At 53.2% G+C, this 22,349-nt stretch carries 19 protein-coding genes, 2 tRNA genes and 2 other RNA genes; 11 read left to right on the top strand and 12 right to left on the bottom strand.

Features of this window, described 5'->3' with window-relative positions:
- Positions 1-45: 45 nt before the first annotated feature.
- Positions 46-1,902: a signal peptide peptidase SppA gene (sppA, locus tag LQ945_RS02725; RefSeq protein WP_270102210.1), complete on the bottom strand. Its 1,857-nt coding sequence runs from the start codon at positions 1,900-1,902 to the stop codon at positions 46-48.
- A gap of 160 nt (positions 1,903-2,062) precedes the next feature.
- Between sppA and LQ945_RS02720 the strand changes: the two genes are divergently transcribed.
- From LQ945_RS02720 to LQ945_RS02700, 5 genes are all read left to right on the top strand, one after another.
- The gene (locus tag LQ945_RS02720; protein WP_262241389.1) at positions 2,063-2,614 is read left to right on the top strand and encodes an NAD(P)H nitroreductase; all 552 of its coding nucleotides are present in this window, start codon (positions 2,063-2,065) and stop codon (positions 2,612-2,614) included.
- Between the two features lie 156 nt (positions 2,615-2,770).
- Positions 2,771-3,814, top strand: coding sequence for a selenide, water dikinase SelD (gene selD / locus LQ945_RS02715; RefSeq protein ID WP_270102209.1), 1,044 nt, complete (start codon positions 2,771-2,773; stop codon positions 3,812-3,814).
- Positions 3,814-4,932, top strand: a complete 1,119-nt coding sequence (gene mnmH, locus LQ945_RS02710; RefSeq protein ID WP_270102208.1) for a tRNA 2-selenouridine(34) synthase MnmH — start codon at positions 3,814-3,816, stop codon at positions 4,930-4,932. The genes selD and mnmH overlap by 1 nt, the downstream gene beginning before the upstream one ends.
- On the top strand, positions 4,932-6,857 hold the full coding sequence (locus tag LQ945_RS02705; RefSeq protein ID WP_270102207.1) for a DNA topoisomerase III: 1,926 nt from the start codon (positions 4,932-4,934) through the stop codon (positions 6,855-6,857). Before mnmH ends, LQ945_RS02705 begins: the two co-directional genes overlap by 1 nt.
- A complete protein-coding gene (locus tag LQ945_RS02700) occupies positions 6,854-7,147 on the top strand; it encodes a DUF1496 domain-containing protein (protein ID WP_044551745.1) in 294 nt (97 codons plus the stop codon). Before LQ945_RS02705 ends, LQ945_RS02700 begins: the two co-directional genes overlap by 4 nt.
- A gap of 18 nt (positions 7,148-7,165) precedes the next feature.
- Here LQ945_RS02700 and LQ945_RS02695 read toward each other — a convergent pair whose 3' ends face one another.
- The 9 genes from LQ945_RS02695 to LQ945_RS02655 form a co-directional block, all read right to left on the bottom strand.
- The gene (locus LQ945_RS02695; protein WP_182822101.1) at positions 7,166-7,567 is read right to left on the bottom strand and encodes a pyrimidine (deoxy)nucleoside triphosphate diphosphatase; all 402 of its coding nucleotides are present in this window, start codon (positions 7,565-7,567) and stop codon (positions 7,166-7,168) included.
- 44 nt (positions 7,568-7,611) lie between these two features.
- Positions 7,612-8,418 (bottom strand): exodeoxyribonuclease III, encoded by an 807-nt coding sequence (xthA, locus tag LQ945_RS02690; RefSeq protein ID WP_269935133.1) that lies wholly within the window; start codon positions 8,416-8,418, stop codon positions 7,612-7,614.
- A gap of 102 nt (positions 8,419-8,520) precedes the next feature.
- A complete protein-coding gene (locus LQ945_RS02685; protein ID WP_020827198.1) occupies positions 8,521-9,093 on the bottom strand; it encodes a TIGR00730 family Rossman fold protein in 573 nt (190 codons plus the stop codon).
- Positions 9,094-9,244: 151 nt separating this feature from the next.
- Positions 9,245-9,371, bottom strand: a non-coding RNA gene (locus tag LQ945_RS02680) — RtT sRNA.
- 44 nt (positions 9,372-9,415) lie between these two features.
- Positions 9,416-9,500, bottom strand: a tRNA-Tyr gene (locus tag LQ945_RS02675).
- 96 nt (positions 9,501-9,596) lie between these two features.
- A non-coding RNA gene (locus tag LQ945_RS02670) (RtT sRNA) lies at positions 9,597-9,722 on the bottom strand.
- A 42-nt stretch (positions 9,723-9,764) separates the two neighbouring features.
- Positions 9,765-9,849 (bottom strand) — tRNA-Tyr (locus LQ945_RS02665).
- Positions 9,850-10,007: 158 nt separating this feature from the next.
- The gene (gene purU, locus LQ945_RS02660; protein WP_020827197.1) at positions 10,008-10,856 is read right to left on the bottom strand and encodes a formyltetrahydrofolate deformylase; all 849 of its coding nucleotides are present in this window, start codon (positions 10,854-10,856) and stop codon (positions 10,008-10,010) included.
- Between the two features lie 111 nt (positions 10,857-10,967).
- Entirely contained in the window at positions 10,968-11,432 is a 465-nt protein-coding gene (locus LQ945_RS02655) for a YchJ family protein (protein WP_270102206.1), read from the bottom strand.
- Between the two features lie 143 nt (positions 11,433-11,575).
- Here LQ945_RS02655 and rssA point away from each other — a divergent pair, with 143 nt between their 5' ends.
- From rssA to LQ945_RS02630, 5 genes are all read left to right on the top strand, one after another.
- Entirely contained in the window at positions 11,576-12,481 is a 906-nt protein-coding gene (gene rssA, locus LQ945_RS02650; protein ID WP_129940707.1) for a patatin-like phospholipase RssA, read from the top strand.
- A 105-nt stretch (positions 12,482-12,586) separates the two neighbouring features.
- Positions 12,587-13,600 carry a two-component system response regulator RssB gene (gene rssB, locus LQ945_RS02645; protein ID WP_182822106.1) on the top strand — a complete coding sequence of 338 codons (1,014 nt, stop codon included), beginning with the start codon at positions 12,587-12,589 and terminating at the stop codon, positions 13,598-13,600.
- 196 nt (positions 13,601-13,796) lie between these two features.
- A complete protein-coding gene (galU, locus tag LQ945_RS02640) occupies positions 13,797-14,714 on the top strand; it encodes a UTP--glucose-1-phosphate uridylyltransferase GalU (RefSeq protein ID WP_270102205.1) in 918 nt (305 codons plus the stop codon).
- Positions 14,715-14,757: 43 nt separating this feature from the next.
- Positions 14,758-16,101, top strand: coding sequence for a UDP-glucose dehydrogenase family protein (locus tag LQ945_RS02635; protein WP_262241398.1), 1,344 nt, complete (start codon positions 14,758-14,760; stop codon positions 16,099-16,101).
- Between the two features lie 9 nt (positions 16,102-16,110).
- A complete protein-coding gene (locus LQ945_RS02630; protein WP_262241399.1) occupies positions 16,111-17,121 on the top strand; it encodes an NAD-dependent epimerase in 1,011 nt (336 codons plus the stop codon).
- A 206-nt stretch (positions 17,122-17,327) separates the two neighbouring features.
- On the opposite strand, the gene hns is transcribed toward LQ945_RS02630, so the two are convergent.
- Positions 17,328-17,735: a histone-like nucleoid-structuring protein H-NS gene (gene hns, locus LQ945_RS02625; RefSeq protein WP_006321188.1), complete on the bottom strand. Its 408-nt coding sequence runs from the start codon at positions 17,733-17,735 to the stop codon at positions 17,328-17,330.
- Positions 17,736-18,437: 702 nt separating this feature from the next.
- Between hns and LQ945_RS02620 the strand changes: the two genes are divergently transcribed.
- Positions 18,438-19,022: a thymidine kinase gene (locus LQ945_RS02620; protein ID WP_262241400.1), complete on the top strand. Its 585-nt coding sequence runs from the start codon at positions 18,438-18,440 to the stop codon at positions 19,020-19,022.
- 130 nt (positions 19,023-19,152) lie between these two features.
- Here LQ945_RS02620 and adhE read toward each other — a convergent pair whose 3' ends face one another.
- Entirely contained in the window at positions 19,153-21,825 is a 2,673-nt protein-coding gene (gene adhE / locus LQ945_RS02615; RefSeq protein WP_262241401.1) for a bifunctional acetaldehyde-CoA/alcohol dehydrogenase, read from the bottom strand.
- Positions 21,826-22,349: the final 524 nt, after the last annotated feature.

Here is a 22,349-nt window from a genome sequence, read left to right as displayed (position 1 = left end):
GCGCAGAAAAAAAGCCCGGCGGGTGCCGGGCTGAGGATTAATTTGTTAGCGGACTTCTCCGCAGGTCAAACAGATGGCATAGCGGTTTTGCGGATCGTTCAGGTTATTGAACAAACCCGGCTGTTCTTTCACCGCCATGGCGACTGAGGCCAGCGGCGCAGGCAGCATTGACTGAATGGCTGCCGGCAGCATGGCGTGAATAGACACGCCAAACTGGCTTAGCACCATGTCGGTCAGGCTTGGCGAATCGACAAACCAGTTAAGCTGCCATTGTTTCAACTGCGCCAGTTCGGCCGCTTTTTTCACCGCGTCGTCAAAATCGCCCAGCTGATCGACCAGACCGTTGGTTTTGGCATCGCTGCCCAACCACACGTGCCCCTGAGCAATTTGATCAACCTGCTGCGGCGTCATTTTGCGGGCTTTGGCGACCAGATCGATAAAGTTTTGATAACCTTTCTCGATGTTCAGCTGCATCATCTGCGAGAACTCTGGCGGCAGCGCCTTGGTTACCGCCAGATCCGCCAGCGGCGAGGTGGCCACACCGTCGGTATGCACGCCAATGCTGTCCAGCGTCTGTTCGTAGGTGTTGATCACCCCGAAGATGCCGATAGAACCGGTGAGGGTGCTCGGGCTGGCGATGATGTAGTCCGCCGGCGTAGAGACCCAATAGCCGCCCGATGCCGCCATACCGCCCATGGAAACCACCACTGGTTTTCCGGCGGCGCGTACTGCGGCCAGTTCGGAACGGATCACTTCAGAAGCGCTGACGCTGCCCCCAGGGCTGTTAACCCGGAAGATAACCGCTTTGATCGCCGGATCCAGTCTTGCCTGACGCAGTTCCGCGGCGGTGGTGTCACCCCCAACGGTGCCTGGCGTCTGCGGGCCATCCATGATCGCGCCGTTGGCGAAGATCACGGCAATTTTGCCTCCCTGATCCGGCGCCGCTTTCGGCTGATAGTCATAGATGCTGGTGGCGTTGAAATCGTTCGCCTGCTTGTCCCAACCGAAAGTCTTGATCAGTTGGTTCTCGATCACGGTGCGTGAAGCCAGCTCATCCACCAGCTTATTGTCCAGCGCATATTTTGCGGTATCGCCACCGGCGGCCTGCAAGCCAGTGAGTACGCCCGCCGCGCCCGGGAACAGTTGCTGCGCAGTGATCTGACGGTTGGCGGCTACGGTATCCAGGTAGTTCTGCCACAGCCCGCCAATCCAGCGGCTGTCGGCCTCACGGGCGGCCGGTGACATATCGTCACGGATCAGCGGTTCTACCGCAGATTTATAGGTGCCCACCCGGAAGATATTGGTGGTGACCTTGAGTTTCTCCAACAGGGATTTGTAGTAAAGATTGTTGGTGGCGAAACCGTGCAGATCGACGGCGCCCTGCGGTGACAGATAAACCTTGTTGGCGTAGCTGGCCAGATAGTATTGCGTCTGGTTATAGCTGTCGCCAATGGCGAAAATCGGTTTCCCGCTGTCGCGGAATTCCCGCAGCGCCTTGCCCATGTATTGCAGCGAAGGCTGATCGGCGCCGGCAAAATCATTTAACTGCAATACCATGCCGGTAATGTTTTTGTCGTCCTTGGCTTTGCGGATGCTGTCAACCACGTCAAACAGGGAGTTTTCCTGCAGACGGTTACTGGACGCACCCAGCAGTTCACGACCCCATTGGCGCACTTTGTTGTTCATCGAGGGTTGGTCAACGACCACGCCGCTCAGGTCCACCAGTAACGCGCCGCGAGTAGCAACGGCAGGGGTGGTTGCGCTCTGGAATGAAAGATAAATACCGACCCCAACCAGGATCAGCAACACCAGGAACAGATTAAGGATCAGTTCCCTGATAAAGTTCAGCAGACGCCATGTCCACCTGAAAACGCCGGCAATGATTTGCCACAATGTGCGCATGTGCTCTCCAGCAAGAGTCGAGAATGTTCCGCTATCCTAATGAGCGGCCGAGGAAATGTCAGCTTTAAATCGTGTGTCACAGAGGGTATTACCGACGCTGTCACTCGCCGTTTAGCTATGTTAACGTGATCGTAATGAAAATTGTTATCAGGAGTTTACGATGGATGCACTGGATCTTTTATTGAATCGCCGTTCGGCCTCACGCCTCGCCGAGCCTGCGCCCGCCAATGAGGCTCGTCAAAATATCATCAACGCGGGCCTGCGGGCACCTGACCACGGCGCATTGCAGCCATGGCGTTTTATAATGATTGAAAACCAGGGCCTGGAGCGCTTCAGCCAATTGTTACAAGCTGCTGCAAAGCAGGACGATATGGACGAAGCGGCCATTGAAAAGGCGACAAAAGCCCCGTTCCGCGCACCACTGATCATCACCGTGGTGGCGCATTGCACCGAAGAAACCAAGGTGCCGCGCTGGGAGCAGGTGGTTTCTGCCGGTTGTGCGGTGCAGGCGATGCAGATGGCCGCGCTGGCGCAAGGTTTCAACGGCATCTGGCGTACCGGTGCTTGGACCGAACATCCTCTGGTTCGCGAAGCCTTTGGCTGCCGCGAGCAGGACGAAATTGTGGGTTTCCTGTATTTGGGTACTCCTCAGTTGAAAGCCGCCACCAAAGTTGTCGCCCCTGACAGCACGCCTTTCGTCAGCTATTTCTAAACGCAGGCGCAGGTTGCGGCAAAAATGAGTTAAATCCCGCCATTCTGTGTTGTTTCTGAGCAGGCTGTTCGCTTATCGACAGCCTGCTCTTACCATTCCCCTCGGCAAGCGCTACCCTATGATATCTTGAATGCCGTTAACCGAAGGGAGTGGTATATGACATCGCCAGCGATCCGTTTAACCCAGTACAGCCATGGCGCAGGCTGCGGTTGTAAAATCTCACCGAAAGTTCTCGAAACTATTCTGCACAGCGAGCGGGAGAAGTTTGTCGATCCGCGTTTGCTGGTGGGCAATGAAACCCGTGACGATGCTGCGGTGTATGACATCGGCAACGGCGTTGGCATTATCAGCACTACCGATTTCTTTATGCCTATCGTCGATAACCCGTTCGACTTCGGCCGCATCGCGGCAACCAATGCGATCAGCGACGTCTATGCCATGGGCGGGAAACCGATCATGGCGATTGCCATTCTGGGTTGGCCGATAGCCAAGCTGCCGCCGGAAGTGGCGCAACAGGTGATAGACGGTGGGCGCTACGCCTGTCAACAGGCGGGGATCGCGTTGGCCGGCGGCCATTCTATCGATGCTCCTGAACCTATTTTTGGCCTGGCGGTTACCGGTATCGTCAATACCTACCGGGTGAAGAAGAACAGCGCGGCCCAGGCCGGAGCCCGCCTGTTCCTGACCAAGCCCCTGGGCATCGGCGTGCTGACCACCGCCGAGAAAAAAAGTCAATTACGCCCTGAGCATGAAGGCCTGGCGACCGAAGTTATGTGCCAACTGAATAAACCGGGCGCGGATTTTGCCGATGTGGAAGGCGTAACGGCGATGACCGACGTGACCGGTTTCGGCCTGCTGGGCCACCTGAGTGAGGTTTGCCAGGGGTCGGGGTTGCAGGCGACGGTTTGGTTTGAGCAGGTGCCAAAATTGCCGGACATCGAGCGCTATATTGCCGAAGGCTGCGTGCCGGGCGGTACCGGGCGCAACTTCGAAAGTTACGGCCATCTGGTCGGTGAAATGACCAGCCTGCAGCGGCAATTGCTGTGCGATCCGCAGACCTCTGGTGGCTTGCTGCTGGCGGTATTACCGGAAGCGGAACAGCAGGTTCAGGCAATTGCCGAACGTCACGGCATTCAGTTTCAGGCTATTGGTGAACTGCATACGGCCGTTGCGGGCAAGCCGCTGATCGAGGTTGTGTAGTGTCTGTTACGTTGGCTCGGGCGGATACCCAAGACTATCGGCGCATTTTTTTGCAGGATATCCCGCTGATTGATGTGCGTGCGCCGGTTGAGTTTCAGCAGGGCGCTTTCGCCAATGCGGTAAACCTGCCGTTGATGAACGACGATGAACGGCAGGCGGTGGGCACCTGTTACAAACAGCAGGGGCAGCAGGCAGCGATTGCTCTGGGCCACAGCCTGGTTAACGGCCGATTGCGCGAGGAGCGCACGGCGGCGTGGCTGGCGCAATGCGCGCAATGGCCGGAAGGTTACCTCTACTGTTTTCGCGGAGGCTTGCGTTCGCAACTGGTGCAGCAATGGCTGCATGAGGCTGGAGTGGACTATCCGCGCATTGTAGGCGGCTACAAGGCGCTGCGGCAGTTCTTGCTGACCACGTTGGAACAAAGCGCCGAACTGCCGATGGTGCTGATCGGCGGCAATACCGGCAGCGGCAAAACGGTGTTGGTCAATGAGCTGGCCGAAGGTATCGATCTGGAAGGCGCGGCGCGGCATCGCGGTTCATCTTTTGGCCGAACGCTGGTGGCACAAAGCGGACAGATTGATTTTGAGAATCGTCTGGCTGTGTTATTGCTGAAAAAACAGCATGGTGGCTGCCGCCGTTGGGTGCTGGAGGACGAAGGGCGCATTATCGGCAGCAACAATCTGCCGCTGCCCATTTTCACCCGCATGCAGCAGGCGCCGGTGGCCGTTATCGACGATCCTTTCGAGGTGCGTCTGGCACGGTTGCAGCATGAATATATCGATCGCATGCGTCTGGCGTTTGAGCAGGCTTTGGGGGCGGAGCTGGGCTGGCAGAAATACGACGAGTATTTGCACCACGGCCTGTTTGCCATTCGCCGTCGCTTGGGCCTGGAGCGTTTTCAGCAGCTGACGCAGAGCCTGGAATGGGCGTTACAGCGTCAATATGCCGGCGGTAATAGTGACGCGCATCAGGAGTGGCTGGTGCCGTTGTTGCAGCACTACTATGATCCGATGTATCACTATCAATTGGAAAAAAAATCCCAGCGGATTGTGTTCCGCGGGAATTATGCTGAAGTAAGAGAATTCCTGATGACGTACAGCCAGAATAACGGTGAATAATGCGACTGTTTATTGCCGAAAAACCGAGTTTGGCGCGCGCCATTGTCGACGTACTCCCTAAACCGCACCGCCGCGGTGACGGATTTATCGCCTGTGGTAACAATGATGTGGTGACCTGGTGCGTGGGACACTTATTGGAACAGGCGCAACCGGATGCCTATGACAGTCGCTATGCGCGATGGTCGCTGGCGGACTTGCCGATCATCCCTGAAAAGTGGCAGTTGCAGCCCCGCCCGTCGGTAAGCAAACAGCTTAATGCGATCAAAAAACTGCTGCATGAGGCCGATGAGGTGGTGCACGCAGGTGACCCGGATCGCGAAGGGCAACTGCTGGTGGACGAGGTGCTCGACTATCTGGCGTTGACGCCGGAAAAACGTCAAAGCGTACGCCGCTGCCTGATCAACGATCTCAACCCGCAGGCGGTGGAACGCGCCATTGAACGGTTACGTGATAACCGCGATTTTATTCCTCTGTGTGTTTCCGCCCTGGCACGTTCCCGCGCTGACTGGCTGTATGGCATCAACATGACCCGCGCCTACACCATTTTGGGGCGCAATGCCGGTTATGACGGCGTGTTGTCCGTCGGGCGGGTACAAACGCCGGTATTGGGGCTGGTAGTGCGACGGGACGAAGATATCGAAAACTTTGTGTCGAAAGACTTCTTCGAAGTGAAAGCGCACATCGTGACGCCGAAAGAGGAGCGATTCGTCGCCCTGTGGCAACCCAGCGACTCCTGCGAACCCTATCAGGATGAGGAAGGGCGTCTGCTGCACCGGCCTTTGGCGGAGCACGTGCTCAAGCGCATCGAGGGCCAACCAGCGCTGGTCACCTCCTATAATGATAAACGGGAATCAGATACCGCTCCGCTGCCGTTTTCATTGTCGACTTTGCAGATCGAAGCTTCCAAACGCTTTAACCTGAGTGCGCAGCAGGTGCTCGATGTCTGTCAGCGCCTGTACGAAACCCATAAGTTAATCACTTATCCGCGTTCTGATTGCCGCTATCTACCGGAAGAGCATTTCGCCGGGCGCCATTCGGTGTTGAACGCCATCAGTGTTCATCAACCGGATCTTTACCCGCAGCCGGTGATCGACAGCGATCGTCGTAACCGTTGCTGGGATGACAAGAAGGTGGATGCTCACCACGCAATTATTCCCACCGCACGTGCCAGCAAGGTCAGCCTCAGTCAGGACGAACTGAACGTTTATGGGCTGGTTGCCCGACAGTACCTGATGCAGTTTTGCCCGGACGCCATGTTCCGCAAATGCGTCATTGAGCTGGATATCGCCGGAGGCAAGTTTATCGCCAAGGCACGCTTCCTGGCTGAAGCCGGGTGGCGCACACTCTTGGGCAGCAAAGAGCGCGATGAAGAAAACGAAGGCGCACCGTTACCGGTGGTGGCGAAGGATGACGAACTGTTGTGCGAACGCGGTGAAGTGGTTGAGCGTCAGACGCAGCCGCCGCGCCCATTCACCGATGCCAGCCTGCTTTCCGCCATGACAGGTATTGCACGTTTTGTTCAGGATAAAGCGCTAAAGAAAATCCTGCGAGCGACCGATGGTTTAGGGACCGAGGCCACGCGCGCAGGCATTATTGAGTTACTGTTCAAGCGGGCGTTTTTGTATAAGAAAGGGCGTTATATTCATTCCAGTGAAACCGGTCGGGCGTTGATCCATTCGCTGCCGGATATTGCTGCCCGTCCGGATATGACGGCGAACTGGGAGGCTACGCTGACGCAAATCAGTGAGAAATCCTGTCGCTATCAGGACTTTATGCAACCTCTGGTGGGGACTTTGCAGGAGCTGATTTATCAGGCCAAGCAGAGCCGGGCGAGTATGGCGTTTCGCGGGTTGCCGCCGCCACCTTCCTCCGGGGCAAAAAAACGCAAGAAGAGCGCCGGCAAGGCGCGGGAGAAGAGCGAATGAATTACGCCTTACTGATGCTGACCACTGGCGCACTGTTATTTTCGTCTGCGGTCATGGCCAACCGTGGCGATGTGGACGTGGTGGTGCCGGTATCGCCGGAAATTTGGGGCGCGGCGAAAAGCGCGGCGGCTCAACCTGCCGTGCAACCTTGCAGCCGCTGCTGCATTTATCAGGATCAAAACTATTCTGAAGGGGCGGTACTGAAGGTGGAAGGGGAAGTGCTGCAGTGCGTGCGCGACCCCAACGTGGTGGGAACTAATCCGTTGATCTGGATCCGCCTGAAGAAGTGACGCGGTAACGTCAGCGGCTCAGGCTTCTGACGCTAAACTGGCAATATACGCGGCCAGCAGCGGTACGTCGGCCGGAGCCAGCGGATAGTCAAACGCCTGCTCCGGCGTTACCCAAACAAAGTCGGCATGGCAGCGGTTCTGCAATTCGCCACTGAATGCCTCGACACGCCAGGCATGTAACCTAATCACCCGCTCAGTTTGCTGCCACGGATTACTGGCGACGTAATCGCCGACGCTGGCCACTATTCCCAACTCTTCATCCAGTTCACGCGCCAGGGCTTGAGGCTGACTTTCGCCGGGTTCCACTTTTCCGCCGGGAAATTCCCACAGGCCGGCCTGATCGCTGTCGGCATCGCGTTGTGCCAGTAAAATTTTGCCATTCTTTTCGATGATGGCGGCGACGACATCGATAATTTTCATCTTTACCACAGAGAGAAACCCCGGCAGGGCCGGGGTTGGATTAATTACAGCGAGAATTCCGCCCAGACCGGTGCGTGATCCGATGGCTTCTCCATCCCGCGGATCTCATAATCGATGCCGGTCGCGATACAACGCGCGGCCAGTGGCGTGCTGGCTAACAGCAGATCGATACGCAGGCCGCGGTTTTCATCAAAGCCACGCGAACGGTAGTCGAACCATGAGAACTGATCGTTGCGCTCTGGATTGGCGTGGCGATAGGTATCCACCAGGCCCCAGTTCATCAGGCGATCCATCCATTCACGTTCTTCCGGCAGGAAAGAGCATTTACCGGTGCGCAACCAGCGCTTGCGGCTCTCTTCACCGATACCGATATCGTAATCGCTTGGACTGATATTGACGTCACCCATCACCAACACCGGTGAGTCTACTGACATCTGCTGCTCAAGGTAGTTTTGCAGATCCTGATAGAAGCGCGTTTTGGCAGGGAATTTGATCGGATGGTCACGGCTTTCACCCTGTGGGAAGTAGCCGTTGATTACCGTCAGGGTGCCTTGCGGCGTAGCCAGGTCGGCCATGATGATGCGGCGCTGGGCGTCTTCTTCATCGGTAGGGAAACCCCGGCGAACGGCCAGCGGCTTTTCTTTGGTCAGCAGCGCTACGCCGTAATGGCCTTTTTGCCCGTGATAGAACACGTGATAGCCGTACTGGCTCACGTCTTCCAGCGGAAACATATCATCGTGAACTTTTGTTTCTTGCAGACCGATCACGTCGGGTTGGTGCTGCTCGATAATTGCGGCCAGTTGGTGCGGACGCGCGCGCAGTCCATTGATATTAAAAGAGACAAACTTCATGAGCGGTGCCGTTTATACGAGAAAAATGTGTTGAGATAGTAGCAGAGTTTGGCCGGAAATGTAACGTGGGCCAGCGGCAATGACCGCCGCTGGCAAGCCGGGTTATTTCGCCCAGCGGTCGTAATTTTTGGGCTGATAGTCGTCGAATTGTTGCAGCAAGGTTTGTGCGGATTCGCTGATGTGCATGGTGCCGAGATAATCATGACGCATAAAGCCTTGATCGGCCACGTGCTGCAGGAAATTGTTTAGCGGGCGGTAGAAACCGTTCACGTCGAGCAGGCCTACCGGTTTGCTGTGATAGCCAATCTGACCCCAGGTCCAGATTTCAAACAGCTCTTCCAGAGTTCCTATGCCGCCCGGCAGGGCGATAAAACCGTCAGCTAGGGCCGCCATACGCGCCTTGCGGGTGTGCATGTCAGGGACCACCTCCAGCTCGGTCAGGCCACGGTGCGCAGTTTCTGCTTCAACCAATCGTTCAGGAATGATACCCACCGCTTCGCCACCGGCGGCAAGTACGGCATCTGCCACAATGCCCATCAACCCTTTTTTCCCGCCGCCGTAGATCAAGCGTCGGCCTTGGGCGGCAAGTGTCTGGCCCAGTTGCCGTGCATTCTCGGCATAGGCAGGGTTAACGCCTTCGCTGGCGCCGCAAAAAACGCAGATATTGTTACGCATGCACTTTTTTCCTTACTGCATTAAAGAAGCCAGTGGTATAGCGAATTGTTGGTCGGAGTTCAAGTTGAGGACGTGCAGAAAGATTAAGGAAATTGATAAATGAGATATCGGAGTGCTAAGGATTGATTTGATGCTAGGGAATAGACAAGGATGGTGGTGGGGGAAGGATTACTCGTCGCTGCGCGACTCACCCTGCGGGCCGCGCTAAAGCGCGTTGTCTCACTGTGTGAGACTCGAACCTAGTCGAAGCTTCTCATCCCTCCCGCTAAGGAGTGATATTGGGACTTTCAGGTTTGGTTTGTTTCTGAGGGATATACAAGGATGGTGGTGGGGGAAGGATTCGAACCTTCGAAGTCTGTGACGGCAGATTTACAGTCTGCTCCCTTTGGCCGCTCGGGAACCCCACCATGGTATTCATGGTTTTATACATTGTAGTTCCGGTTTTATCCGGAAGAAACCTGGCCGGCTTCTTTACTGCGTCTTCACTCTTTACAGAGAGAAGATGGTGGTGGGGGAAGGATTATTCGTCTCTTCGTTCCTCACCCTGCGGGCCGCGCTAAAGCGCGTTGTCTCACTGCGTGAGACTCGAACCTTGGCGAAGCTTCTCATCTTCCCCCTCAGTGTTTTAAGTGACTTCAGCTTTCGCTGTGCACTCATCAACAGAGAGAAGATGGTGGTGGGGGAAGGATTCGAACCTTCGAAGTCTGTGACGGCAGATTTACAGTCTGCTCCCTTTGGCCGCTCGGGAACCCCACCACTGGCCTTGCTTGCGAAACGTCTGTCTCGGTAAGCGGGGCGCATCATATCAAATGAAGCGGGCGTGTAAAGTATTGAAATGCAGAAAATGAATCGTTTGCCGATTTTTTGCCCGTGGCGGTGCATCCCTGAACGAAAGGCACCGCTTTATTGAGCAATTACAGAATAACCGTCCGGTTGCCGTACACAAATACTCGTTGCGCCAACACGTGGTAGAGCGCACGGCTGAGGGCATTTTTCTCAACGTCACGTCCGGCACGCATCATATCTTCGGCAGAATAGGTGTGATCGACGTGGATCACGTCCTGCATGATGATCGGGCCTTCATCCAGATTATCGTTAACATAGTGGGCCGTGGCACCGATGATTTTCACACCGCGCTCGTAAGCCTGATGATAAGGTCTTGCGCCGATAAAGGCCGGCAGGAAGGAATGGTGGATATTGATCACCTGGTTCGGATAGTGCTGTACAAACGCCGGCGTCAGCACACGCATATATTTGGCCAGTACCACGTAGTCCGGCTGATATTGGTCGATCTGGGCCATCATTTTCTGATCGTGCTGATCGCGAGTCAGACCTTCATGGCTGACCAGATGGAACGGAATATCAAAGCGCTCTACCAGCGTTTGCAGCGTATCGTGGTTACCGATAACCGCCGCAATCTCCACGTCCAGGCCGCCGTAGGCGCTTTTCATCAGCAGATCGCCCAGGCAATGTGCTTCTTTGGTCACCAGCACGACAATGCGGCGGCGGCCGGAATTATGCAGTTCACGCACCGAGCCTGCCGGCAGCGCGCTGTCGAGATCAGCCAGCAACGTGGTGTCGTTGAAAATGCCTTCCAACTCGGTACGCATAAAGAAACGACCGGTGCGGTGATCGACGAACTCGTTGTTCTGAACAATGTTGAGCTCATGCTTGTAGCAAATATTGGTGATCTTGGCGATTAGGCCTTTGGCATCCGGGCAAATGGTGCGCAAAACTTTTCTTTGTACATTTTGGTGTGGCATGGGGATGAGGATCCTGTCTGATACGGTATGTCCTGTCTGCGCAGGCGAGAATTTTATTGCTTTCGTTTTCAGGCCATCGCCTGAAATCTCTTGGGCACGGTGACTGCCGGCTTAACGCCCGCAGCACTTTTTATATTTTTTTCCTGAGCCGCATGGGCAAATGGCATTTCTGCCAGGCTGAGGTTTGGTTCCGTCAATATAATACCAGCGTTGGCCAAGCTGAAGGAAGCGCGAGCGTTCGTGCATTGCCCTTTGCTCGCCGGTGCCGCCATCGATAAAACGGGCAATGAATTCGACAAAACCTTCATTGGCCTCATGGCCCGGTTTTTCTTCTACCACCGTCAGGCCGAGCCATTCGGTGTCTTTGAAACTGTCGACGATCCCGTTTCGCCATTCCGCCGCGTGGCAGTCGGGGTGCCAGGTAGCAATCAGATAATCCACGTTGTGTTTTACGTAAGCGCTAAAGCGCGAGCGCATTAACTGTCCGGGGGTTGATGGCGTTTGGCTGCCGTTGATGTAGGGCTCGCAGCATGCGCTATACTCCACTCCGCCGCCGCAGGGGCATAATTCGGACAAGGTGACTCCTAAAATGGCCGGAACCTGAGGAACGGGCCGATGCCGAAAGAAATTTAGCGCATATGTTACCTAACATTATTCGATCGTGACAATCTACGCTGACAGCGTCATTGATACAATTCACCGGGCAAAGGGCGGAAAGTATGCGAAAAATAAAGATTGGATTGGCATTGGGCGCGGGTTCGGCGAAAGGGTGGGCGCATATCGGCGTGATCAACGCGCTAAAGAAATTGGGCGTTGAAGTCGATATAGTAGCGGGTTGCTCGGTGGGCGCCCTGGTGGGGGCCGCTTTTGCCAGCCACCGTTTGCCTGCCATGGAAACCTGGGTACGTTCGTTCAGCTATTGGGACGTGATCCGGTTGATGGACTTGTCCTGGCAGCGGGGCGGATTGCTACGCGGCGAACGGGTTTTCAACGCGGTGGGGCAATTGCTGAAGATCGATGATATCGCCGAGTGCTCACTCAAATTCGGCGCCGTGGCAACCAATCTCAGTACCGGACGCGAGCTGTGGTTGACGGAGGGCGATATTCATCAGGCGGTTCGTGCGTCGTGCAGCATGCCGGGCCTGTTGGCACCTGTCTGGTTTGATGGCTATTGGCTGGTGGATGGCGCAGTGGTGAATCCTGTGCCGATTTCATTGACCAGGGCATTGGGAGCCGACATCGTCATCGCCGTCGATTTGCAGCATGATGCTCATTTAATGCAGCAGGACTTATTCTCGGTGCGCAATCACGATGTGGAGGCGCCGCAAGATCTTCCTGCCCGCAACTGGCGGGGGCGCTTAAGGGAACGCATCAGCAAAATGACCACCAGAAAGCCCAACTTCACGCCTACGGCGATGGAGATCATGGGGACGTCGATCCAGGTTCTGGAAAATCGCCTGAAACGCAACCGCATGGCCGGCGATCCGCCTGATGTGTTGATTCAACCTTATTGTCCTCAGATTTCGACGCTGGATTTCCATCGCGCCGATGAGGCGATAGCCGCCGGAAAACTGGCGGTGGAAAAACAGATCGACATGCTATTGCCGTTGATAAAAAACAAATAATCGCCGGTTCTCGGGAGAATACCCCACCGTTGGAAAAATTTCCGGCAAGCATAAATGGCCTTTTTGAGCCACTATTACACTATGGAAAGGGAAGAGGCACGGCTGATGGCATTACCATTGACTGACAAGCGCATTTTGGTGGTCGAGGACGAACTGGTTTTTCGTTCGGTGCTTGTTGGCTATCTGAAATCGTTGGGAGCAGAAACCAGTGAGGCGCCCAATGGTTTGCTGGCCTTGAGCCTGGTGGATGACGTTCACCCGGATTTAATCCTGTGTGATCTGGCAATGCCGGAAATGGACGGGATAGAGTTTGTCGAGCATCTGCGCCTGCAGGGCGTGCAAATTCCGGTGTTGGTGATATCGGCGACCGATAAAATGGCCGATATCGCCAAAATGCTGCGGTTAGGCGTGCAGGACGTGCTGTTAAAGCCGGTGACCGATCTTAATCGTCTGCGAGAGGCGGTGCTGGGTTGCCTGTATCCCAATATGTTCACTTCCCCAGCGATTGAAGAAGTCGAGCTGTTACAGGACTGGGACGCGCTGAGTAAAAACCCTTCCGAAGCGGTGAAGCTGCTCAAGCAGTTACAACCCCCGGTGCAGCAGACCGTTGCCCATTGCCGGATTAATTATCGGCAATTGACCACCGGAGAAAACCCCGGGCTAGTGCTGGATATTGCGGCGCTGTCGGATAAAGATCTGGCTTTCTATTGTCTGGATGTGACGCGTGCAGGGGATAATGGCGTATTGGCGGCGTTACTGTTGCGAGCTTTATTTAATGGATTATTGCAGGATCATTTAGCGAATCAGCGTCAAAGGCTGCCGCAAATGAGCGCATTGTTAAAACAAGTTAATCAATTATTACGTCAGGGCCGGTTGGAAGGGCAATTCCCACTGCTGGTGGGTTATTACCACGCCGAATATAAGAACCTGATCCTGGTCTCCGCTGGCCTGCATGCCAATGTAAATACCGGCGACAATCAAATTCAATTGAGCAACGGCGTGCCGCTTGGCACGCTGGGTGCGACGTACATGAATCAAATCAGTCAACACTGCGCTGCCTGGCAGTGCCAGGTCTGGGGCTCAGGTGGGCGACTGCGGTTGATGCTCAGTGCCGAATAATCCCAACGACCGAAATAGTATTTGAAATCCAGATATTTGACGTGATTATTTTTACCTCAGTTAACCCCTTGGGTAATTGTCCTAAATTCTTTCTATTTGTGCTGCGGTTAATGCCAGACAGTCATAAGCTGGTATACTCCGAAGGTTTTTATATGGCGAAAAGCTCATAAAGTGAGCGCTATTAAGAGAGGAAATAATGCCTGCTGTAAATCGTAAAGTCAGAAAGGCTGTGATCCCGGTTGCAGGCTTGGGAACACGGATGTTACCGGCGACAAAAGCCATTCCAAAAGAAATGCTGCCGCTGGTCGACAAACCCCTGATCCAATACGTGGTTAATGAATGTATTGCTGCAGGGATTAACGAGATTGTGCTGGTTACCCATTCCTCCAAGAATTCGATCGAAAACCATTTCGATACCAGCTTTGAATTGGAAGCGATGCTGGAAAAGCGCGTTAAGCGTCAGTTGCTGGACGAAGTTCAGTCCATCTGTCCAAAGGGCGTGACCGTGATGCAGGTGCGTCAGGGCGTCGCCAAAGGGCTGGGGCACGCCATTATGTGTGCCTATCCGCTGGTGGGTGACGAGCCGGTGGCCGTGATTTTACCTGACGTGATCCTTGATGAGTACAGCGCCGATCTTAAAAAAGACAACTTGCACGAAATGCTGCAACGGTTTGAACAAACCGGCATCAGCCAGATCATGGTTGAACCCGTACCGCACAAAGATGTCGGTAATTACGGCGTAGCCGACTGCAAAGGCTATGAACTGCAGCCGGGTGAAAGTGCACCGATGGTCAGCGTCGTCGAAAAGCCATCGCCGGACGAAGCACCTTCCGATCTGGCGATTGTAGGGCGCTACGTGCTTTCTGCCGACATTTGGCCGCTGCTGTCGAAAACGCCTCCAGGCGCCGGCAATGAAATCCAGCTCACTGACAGCATTGAAATGCTGATGCAGCAAGAAACGGTTGAAGCCTATCACCTGAAAGGGATCAGCCATGACTGCGGCAATAAGCTGGGTTACATGCAGGCGTTTGTCGAATACGGCATGCGGCATCCTGCACTTGGCAAAGATTTTACGCAGTGGTTGAATCAGTTACTGGCCGCTGATAAAGAATAATTTATTTATCTTTCGTCTTAATTTGAAAAACTAGGATTTTCCCATGAAAGTAACAGTTTTTGGTATTGGCTATGTTGGCCTGGTGCAGGCTGCGGTGTTGGCTGAAGTCGGCCACGACGTTATGTGTATTGATATAGACGAACGTAAAGTCGAAAACCTGAAGAAAGGGAATATCCCTATTTTTGAGCCTGGCTTAACGCCGTTGGTTCAGCAGAACTATGAAGCCGGCCGCCTGCATTTTACCACCGATGCTAAAGCTGGGGTGGCGCATGGTACCATTCAGTTTATCGCGGTGGGGACGCCGCCGGATGAAGACGGTTCTGCCGACCTGAAATATGTGACTGCCGTTGCGCGTACCATCGCGGAACACATGACCGAACACAAAGTGGTGATCGACAAATCTACCGTGCCGGTCGGTACTGCAGATAAAGTCCGCCAGGTGATGGAAGAAACCCTGCAAAAACGTGGCAGCAAAGTGCCTTTCGATGTGGTTTCCAATCCGGAATTTTTGAAGGAAGGGGCGGCGGTAGCAGACTGCATGCGTCCTGAGCGCATCGTTATCGGTACCGATAACAAAGATGTGATCGAACCAATCCGTGAACTGTACGAACCGTTTAACCGCAATCACGATCGCATGATCATGATGGATATTCGCAGTGCCGAGTTGACCAAATATGCCGCCAACTGCATGCTGGCGACCAAAATCAGCTTTATGAACGAAATGTCTAACCTGGCCGAAATGCTGGGGGCAGATATTGAGAAAGTGCGCCAGGGTATCGGTTCAGATTCCCGTATCGGTTATCACTTTATCTATCCAGGCTGCGGTTACGGCGGCTCCTGCTTCCCGAAAGACGTTCAGGCGCTGATCCGTACTGCGGAACATATTGGTTACCAGCCAAAACTGTTGCAGGCCGTAGAGCAGGTCAACTATCAGCAGAAGTATAAGCTGACCAAATTTATCAAACATCATTTCGGTGAAGACCTGAAAGGCAAAACCTTTGCGTTATGGGGCTTGGCATTCAAACCGAACACCGACGATATGCGCGAAGCCTCCAGCCGTGTGTTGATGGAGCAGTTGTGGGAAGCGGGCGCTATCGTTCAGGCTTACGATCCTGAAGCAATGAATGAAGTGCAACGTATCTACGGCCAACGTGATGACCTGAAGCTGGTAGGGACCAAAGAAGCGGCGTTGCATGGCGCTGATGCTTTGGTTATCTGTACCGAGTGGCAGAACTTCCGTGCGCCGGATTTCGATGTGATTAAGGGTGCGCTGAAGCAGCCAGTGATCTTTGATGGCCGCAACCTGTTTGATCCAGAGCGTCTGGAAAGCCGAGGCTTTACTTATTATGCGATTGGTCGCGGTGCGTCCATTCAGCCGGTTATTTAAGGGTTGACTATGAAATTCCTGGTTACAGGCGCGGCAGGCTTTATTGGTTATCATACTGCTGAGCGTTTGTTGGCCGCAGGTCATCAGGTTGTCGGTATCGACAACCTGAATGATTATTATGATGTGGGTCTGAAAATGGCCCGTCTTGATCTGCTGGCGGATAAGCCTGCCTTCCGGTTTATTAAGCTGGATTTGGCCGATCGAGAAGGGATGGCGCAGCTGTTCGCCGAGCACCAGTTTCAGCGGGTAATCCATCTGGGTGCGCAGGCCGGGGTGCGTTATTCGCTGGAAAATCCTCTGGCGTATGCGGACTCGAATCTTATTGGGCATTTAAACGTGCTGGAAGGCTGCCGACACAATAAAGTCGAGCATCTGTTATATGCTTCTTCCAGCTCGGTATATGGTCTGAATCGAAAGCTGCCATTTGCGACTGAAGATTCGGTCGACCACCCGATATCATTGTATGCGGCAACCAAGAAAGCCAATGAGTTGATGTCGCACAGCTACTCTCACCTATATGGTCTCCCAACCACCGGCCTGCGTTTCTTTACCGTCTATGGCCCGTGGGGGCGTCCAGATATGGCGCTGTTCAAATTCACCAAGGCCATATTGGCGGGTGACAGTATTGATGTATATAACCACGGCGAGATGCACCGTGACTTTACCTACATCGACGATATTGCCGAGGCTATTGTCCGCTTGCAGGCGGTTATTCCTCAGCCAAATGCTGACTGGACGGTAGAGCAGGGATCGCCGGCGACCAGTTCTGCCCCATACCATGTCTATAATATCGGCAACAGCAGCCCGGTGAAGCTGATGAAATATATCAGTGCGCTGGAACAGGCGTTGGGGATCGAAGCGCGTAAAAATATGCTGCCTATGCAACCTGGCGACGTGTTAGATACCAGTGCCGATACCGCAGAGCTCTATCGCGTGATTGGATTCAAGCCGGAAACCAGCGTTGAAGAAGGCGTGAAACGCTTTGTTGAATGGTATAAATCATTTTATAAAGCTCAGTAATTGAGCAGTGCGTTAATGCAATAAGGGGCTCAGGCCCCTTTTTTATGCTTTGGAAAACCGTAGGGACTCAGCCGTTAGATAGCGGATTAACGAAGCCGCCCATTAGGATAATTACGCAAAGCCGAACGAAGGTTCTAAGCAGCGTGAAAATAAGCATAACAAAAAGGCTCCCTTGGGAGCCTTTTTAACATGTAACTGGAATGCTATTACAGCAGGAAATCGTCCAGAGATTTACCTTGCTCTTCGATAGCTTTCTTAATCACTGCTGGAGTACGGCCCTGGCCAGTCCAGGTTTTCAGTTCACCGTTTTCATCTTTATATTGGTATTTAGCCGGACGTGCTGCACGTTTAGCTTTACCAGCGGCTTTAGTTGCAGCCATAGTTTGCAGCAGTTCATTTGGATCAATACCGTCAGCAATCAGCATTTCACGATATTGCTGCAGTTTACGGGTGCGTTCTTCAACTTCTGCTTGAGCCTGGCTGTCTTCTTCGCGACGTTCGTTCACAACAACTTCCAGTTTTTCAAGCATCTCTTCCAGCGTTTCCAGGCTGCATTCTCTTGCCTGAGCGCGGAGAGTACGGATGTTGTTCAAAATCTTTAATGCTTCGCTCATTGTCCTAGTCTCAAATTATATTGGTGGGGGGCGTCTGGATAATAATAGAGTGCTCTTTTCTTTTCTGCAATAGCCAAATTGAAAGGAACGCTCAAATTTACCTTTTAAAAGACCTAATCAGAACTCTCGGGCTAATATAGGCAGGGGAGATAAGTATTACAACCTCCATTTTTAAGTCAAATTTTCTACAGCCACGGTATGTTTGCTGCGCCACAAAGGCATTCATGACTAAGTTATAATTGTGTTTTATATCAATATTACTCTGAATTCTGTGGGTTAAATCACGTGTTTTAGTCTGCCAACACTGTAAACAATAGGGGTATATGAGTAAAGATATCGTCAAGAACTGTACCCTGGGCTGTTTTATGTCATTAAATACTCAGGCGCAACGCCCGGTGGGGTTAATAGATTTAATCTTACGCACCGGCCTCTGTTGCAGGGGCGTGTCACAGCATTGGCATAACCATTAATGCCGGGCGCTAATCATTAGTAGTAATTAAATGTGATGACAGGCAGAAACCATCCTGTAAATAGATGTTAAAGCCCTATGTGAGCAGAACGGAATGTTTCATTTGAAAGTCTGGTATTCGTCTGGGCAGGATATTGATTAATCCGGTGGTGTAAGCCGGTTGTCGCCTTATGGTACACTTGGCTGCTGAATCAACCGCTGAATATTTCTTATACCATTGGAGTAGCGGGCCCATGGCTCAACTTTATTTTTATTACTCTGCTATGAATGCAGGGAAATCTACCGCGCTGTTGCAATCTTCATATAATTATCAAGAACGTGGTATGCGTACACTGGTGTTTACCGCTGAAATAGATCACCGTTTTGGCGTGGGTAAGGTGAGCTCGCGGATCGGCCTGTCTTCCCAGGCACAGCTGTATAATAATGACTCGATGCTCTTTGCGATGATTGCGCAGGAACATCAGCAGCAGCCTGTACACTGCGTTCTGCTGGATGAAAGTCAGTTCCTGACGAAACAGCAGGTCGAGCAATTGTGCGATGTTGTCGATCAGCTGGATATTCCGGTGCTGTGTTACGGCTTGCGTACCGACTTCCTGGGTGAACTGTTTATTGGCAGTCAATATTTGCTGGCCTGGGCAGACAAATTGGTGGAGTTGAAAACCATTTGCCACTGCGGGCGTAAGGCGAATATGGTGCTGCGACTCGATGAGAGCGGGAAGGCGATGCATGCCGGTGAACAGGTGGTGATTGGTGGTAACGAAAGCTACGTCTCCGTCTGCCGCAAACATTACAAGGAAGCGATAGAGGCATTGGAGTAGCCTCCAGCGCGCAACAGAGAGCCTTGTAGCGCGTTTTGTCGCTATTGCTCAAGGCGGATTGATGAATGGACTCTGCCGCATAAAAAAACCGCCTTTCGGCGGTTTTTTGTTGGCTCAATTCAATGAACCGTTATTTTTTGGTCTTCTTTACCGTCTTGGCGGCAACCGGTGCGACCAAAACCTCTTCGTCAACCGCTTCGCTGAATTTACGGCCGTAGAAGGTATCCAGCATGATTTGCTTGAGTTCAGCAATCAGCGGATAACGTGGGTTAGCACCGGTACACTGGTCGTCAAAGGCGTCTTCAGACAGCTTGTCTACTTTCGCCAGGAAATCGGCTTCCAGCACGCCGGCTTCGCGGATTGAAGCAGGGATGCCCAGTTCGGCCTTGATCTCGTCCAACCAGGTCAGCAACTTCTCGATTTTCTGTGCGGTACGGTCGCCCGGTGCGCTCAGGCCGAGGTGGTCAGCGATTTCAGCGTAGCGGCGACGTGCTTGTGGGCGGTCGTACTGGCTGAAAGCCGTTTGTTTGGTCGGGTTGTCGTTCGCGTTATAACGAATGACGTTGGAGATCAGCATGGCGTTGGCCAAACCGTGTGGGATATGGAACTCGGAGCCCAGTTTGTGGGCCATTGAGTGGCAAACCCCCAGGAAGGCGTTGGCGAACGCGATACCGGCGATGGTTGCGGCATTGTGCACGCGCTCACGGGCTACCGGGTTCTTGGCGCCTTCTTTATAGCTTGCTGGCAGATACTCTTTCAGCAGTTTCAACGCTTGCAGCGCCTGACCGTCGGAGTATTCGTTCGCCAGGACTGAAACATAAGCTTCCAGCGCGTGAGTTACCGCATCCAGGCCACCGAAGGCGCACAGGGATTTCGGCATGTTCATGACCAGGTTGGCGTCAACGATCGCCATGTCAGGAGTCAATGCGTAATCTGCCAGTGGGTATTTCTGACCGGTCACGTCGTCGGTCACTACCGCAAATGGCGTAACTTCTGAACCGGTGCCTGAAGTGGTGGTGACGGCAATCATTTTTGCCTTCACTCCCATTTTCGGGAACTTGTAGATACGTTTACGGATATCCATAAAGCGCAGCGCCAGGTCTTCGAAGTGGGTTTCCGGATGTTCGTACAGGACCCACATGATCTTCGCAGCATCCATCGGTGAACCGCCGCCCAGTGCGATGATCACGTCTGGCTTGAAGGAGTTCATCTGTTCAGCGCCTTTACGAACGATGGACAGCGTTGGATCCGCTTCAACCTCGAAGAACACTTCGGTTTCAATGCCGTGTGACTTCAGAACGGAAGTGATCTGGTCTGCATAGCCGTTGTTGAACAGGTAGCGGTCGGTCACAATGAAGGCGCGTTTTGCCCCGTCGGTCGCTACTTCTTCCAGCGCGATTGGCAGTGAGCCACGGCGGAAGTAGATTGATTTCGGAAGTTTATGCCACAACATGTTTTCTGCTCGCTTCGCTACAGTTTTCTTGTTGATCAGGTGTTTTGGACCGACGTTTTCAGAGATGGAGTTACCGCCCCAGGAACCGCAGCCCAGCGTCAGAGACGGAGCGAGTTTGAAGTTGTACAGGTCGCCGATACCACCCTGAGAAGCAGGGGTGTTGATCAGGATACGCGCGGTTTTCATCTTGTCGCCGAAGAAGGCTACGCGTTCCGGCTGATTATCCTGGTCGGTGTACAGGCAAGAGGTGTGACCGATACCGCCCATGGCGACCAGTTTTTCCGCTTTGCTGACCGCGTCTTCAAAGTCTTTGGCGCGATACATGGCCAGCGTTGGCGACAGCTTTTCGTGAGCGAAAGGTTCTGACTCATCGACCAGCTTCACTTCACCGATCAGCACCTTGGTGCTTGCCGGAACTTTGATGCCTGCCATTTCAGCGATTTTCGGTGCAGACTGACCGACGATAGCCGCATTCAGACCGCCGTTTTTCAGGATGATGTCCTGCACGGCTTTCAGTTCTTTACCCTGCAGCATGTAGCCGCCATGGGAAGCGAAACGTTCGCGCACCGCATCATAGATGGAGTCAACCACGATGACGGATTGCTCAGAGGCGCAAATCACACCGCTGTCGAAGGTTTTAGACATCAGAATAGAGGCCACGACGCGTTTGATATCCGCCGTTTCGTCAACCACCACCGGGGTATTACCTGCACCCACGCCGATGGCCGGTTTGCCGGAGCTGTAGGCCGCTTTAACCATGCCTGGGCCACCGGTGGCCAGGATCAGGTTGATGTCAGGGTGGTGCATCAGCTGGTTGGACAGTTCAACGGTAGGCTGATCGATCCAGCCGACGATGTCTTTTGGTGCACCGGCGGCAATCGCTGCCTGCAGCACGATATCTGCCGCTTTGTTGGTGGCGTTTTTCGCACGAGGGTGCGGAGAGAAGATAATGCCGTTACGGGTTTTCAGGCTGATTAACGCTTTGAAAATCGCCGTGGAAGTTGGGTTGGTGGTGGGTACGATACCGCAAATCAGGCCGATAGGTTCGGCGATGGTGATGGTACCGAAAGTATCGTCTTCAGACAGGATACCGCAGGTTTTTTCATCTTTATAGGCGTTGTAGATAAACTCGGATGCGAAGTGGTTCTTGATCACTTTATCTTCAACGATACCCATACCGGATTCTTCAACGGCCATTTTAGCCAGAGGAATACGGGCATCGGCAGCGGCGAGGGCAGCAGCGCGGAAAATTTTATCAACTTGCTCTTGAGTGAAGTTGGCATATTCGCGCTGGGCTTTTTTGACACGTGCAACTAGCTCGTTCAGTTCAGCGACATTTGTTACAGCCATAATGCTCTCCTGATAATGTTAAACTCTTTCAGTAAATCAGCCGTGCGAGCAACTAGTATAGACAGATCGGTGGAAAATGCTGTTTTAAAAACAAAGGTTTCCCATCTTTTTGTGCTGCATGTTGCTGATTTGCTTAAAGAGCTTTACCCGATGCTTCAGCAGGAGAAGACAGCGGGCCGAACAGAGATGCCACTTTTTCCTTAACCTGTTCTACTCCCTGACTACGACTAAGAGCTTAACTACTCTTGGGTAGTGATTATGTGATTTAAATCAAAAAAATCGCATGCTGACACCATTCAGCCAAGGTTTTTGAGAATCATTCTTGATAACTGCGATGCCTGGCACTTTTTCTAACATAAAAAATCATAAACCGTACATTGCATTAACAGTGGTGAGTTATTTTATTATTTACCACATTAATAGATAAAAATCCCGGTCATGACCAATGGATTACCCGTGGCAATTCCATTACATTAGCGCGCGTAGGCAGTGTCACTTTTAAAGCTATTAAAGCGGAGTCATTT

The sequence above is a fragment of the Serratia liquefaciens genome (genome assembly GCF_027594825.1).
In the GTDB taxonomy this organism is placed as follows: Bacteria; Pseudomonadota; Gammaproteobacteria; order Enterobacterales; family Enterobacteriaceae; genus Serratia; species Serratia liquefaciens_A.
The sequence above is the reverse complement of the archived record's forward strand: the minus strand, read 5'-3'. Positions and strand labels throughout refer to the sequence as shown.

Coding starts and splice junctions, on each gene's coding strand:
- sppA (WP_270102210.1), bottom strand. CDS start 1,902: ATGCGCACATTGTGGCAAATCATTGCCGGCGTTTTCAGGTGGACATGG.
- LQ945_RS02720 (WP_262241389.1), top strand. CDS start 2,063: ATGGATGCACTGGATCTTTTATTGAATCGCCGTTCGGCCTCACGCCTC.
- selD (WP_270102209.1), top strand. CDS start 2,771: ATGACATCGCCAGCGATCCGTTTAACCCAGTACAGCCATGGCGCAGGC.
- LQ945_RS02705 (WP_270102207.1), top strand. CDS start 4,932: ATGCGACTGTTTATTGCCGAAAAACCGAGTTTGGCGCGCGCCATTGTC.
- LQ945_RS02700 (WP_044551745.1), top strand. CDS start 6,854: ATGAATTACGCCTTACTGATGCTGACCACTGGCGCACTGTTATTTTCG.
- LQ945_RS02695 (WP_182822101.1), bottom strand. CDS start 7,567: ATGAAAATTATCGATGTCGTCGCCGCCATCATCGAAAAGAATGGCAAA.
- xthA (WP_269935133.1), bottom strand. CDS start 8,418: ATGAAGTTTGTCTCTTTTAATATCAATGGACTGCGCGCGCGTCCGCAC.
- LQ945_RS02685 (WP_020827198.1), bottom strand. CDS start 9,093: ATGCGTAACAATATCTGCGTTTTTTGCGGCGCCAGCGAAGGCGTTAAC.
- purU (WP_020827197.1), bottom strand. CDS start 10,856: ATGCCACACCAAAATGTACAAAGAAAAGTTTTGCGCACCATTTGCCCG.
- rssA (WP_129940707.1), top strand. CDS start 11,576: ATGCGAAAAATAAAGATTGGATTGGCATTGGGCGCGGGTTCGGCGAAA.
- rssB (WP_182822106.1), top strand. CDS start 12,587: ATGGCATTACCATTGACTGACAAGCGCATTTTGGTGGTCGAGGACGAA.
- galU (WP_270102205.1), top strand. CDS start 13,797: ATGCCTGCTGTAAATCGTAAAGTCAGAAAGGCTGTGATCCCGGTTGCA.
- LQ945_RS02635 (WP_262241398.1), top strand. CDS start 14,758: ATGAAAGTAACAGTTTTTGGTATTGGCTATGTTGGCCTGGTGCAGGCT.
- LQ945_RS02630 (WP_262241399.1), top strand. CDS start 16,111: ATGAAATTCCTGGTTACAGGCGCGGCAGGCTTTATTGGTTATCATACT.
- hns (WP_006321188.1), bottom strand. CDS start 17,735: ATGAGCGAAGCATTAAAGATTTTGAACAACATCCGTACTCTCCGCGCT.
- LQ945_RS02620 (WP_262241400.1), top strand. CDS start 18,438: ATGGCTCAACTTTATTTTTATTACTCTGCTATGAATGCAGGGAAATCT.
- adhE (WP_262241401.1), bottom strand. CDS start 21,825: ATGGCTGTAACAAATGTCGCTGAACTGAACGAGCTAGTTGCACGTGTC.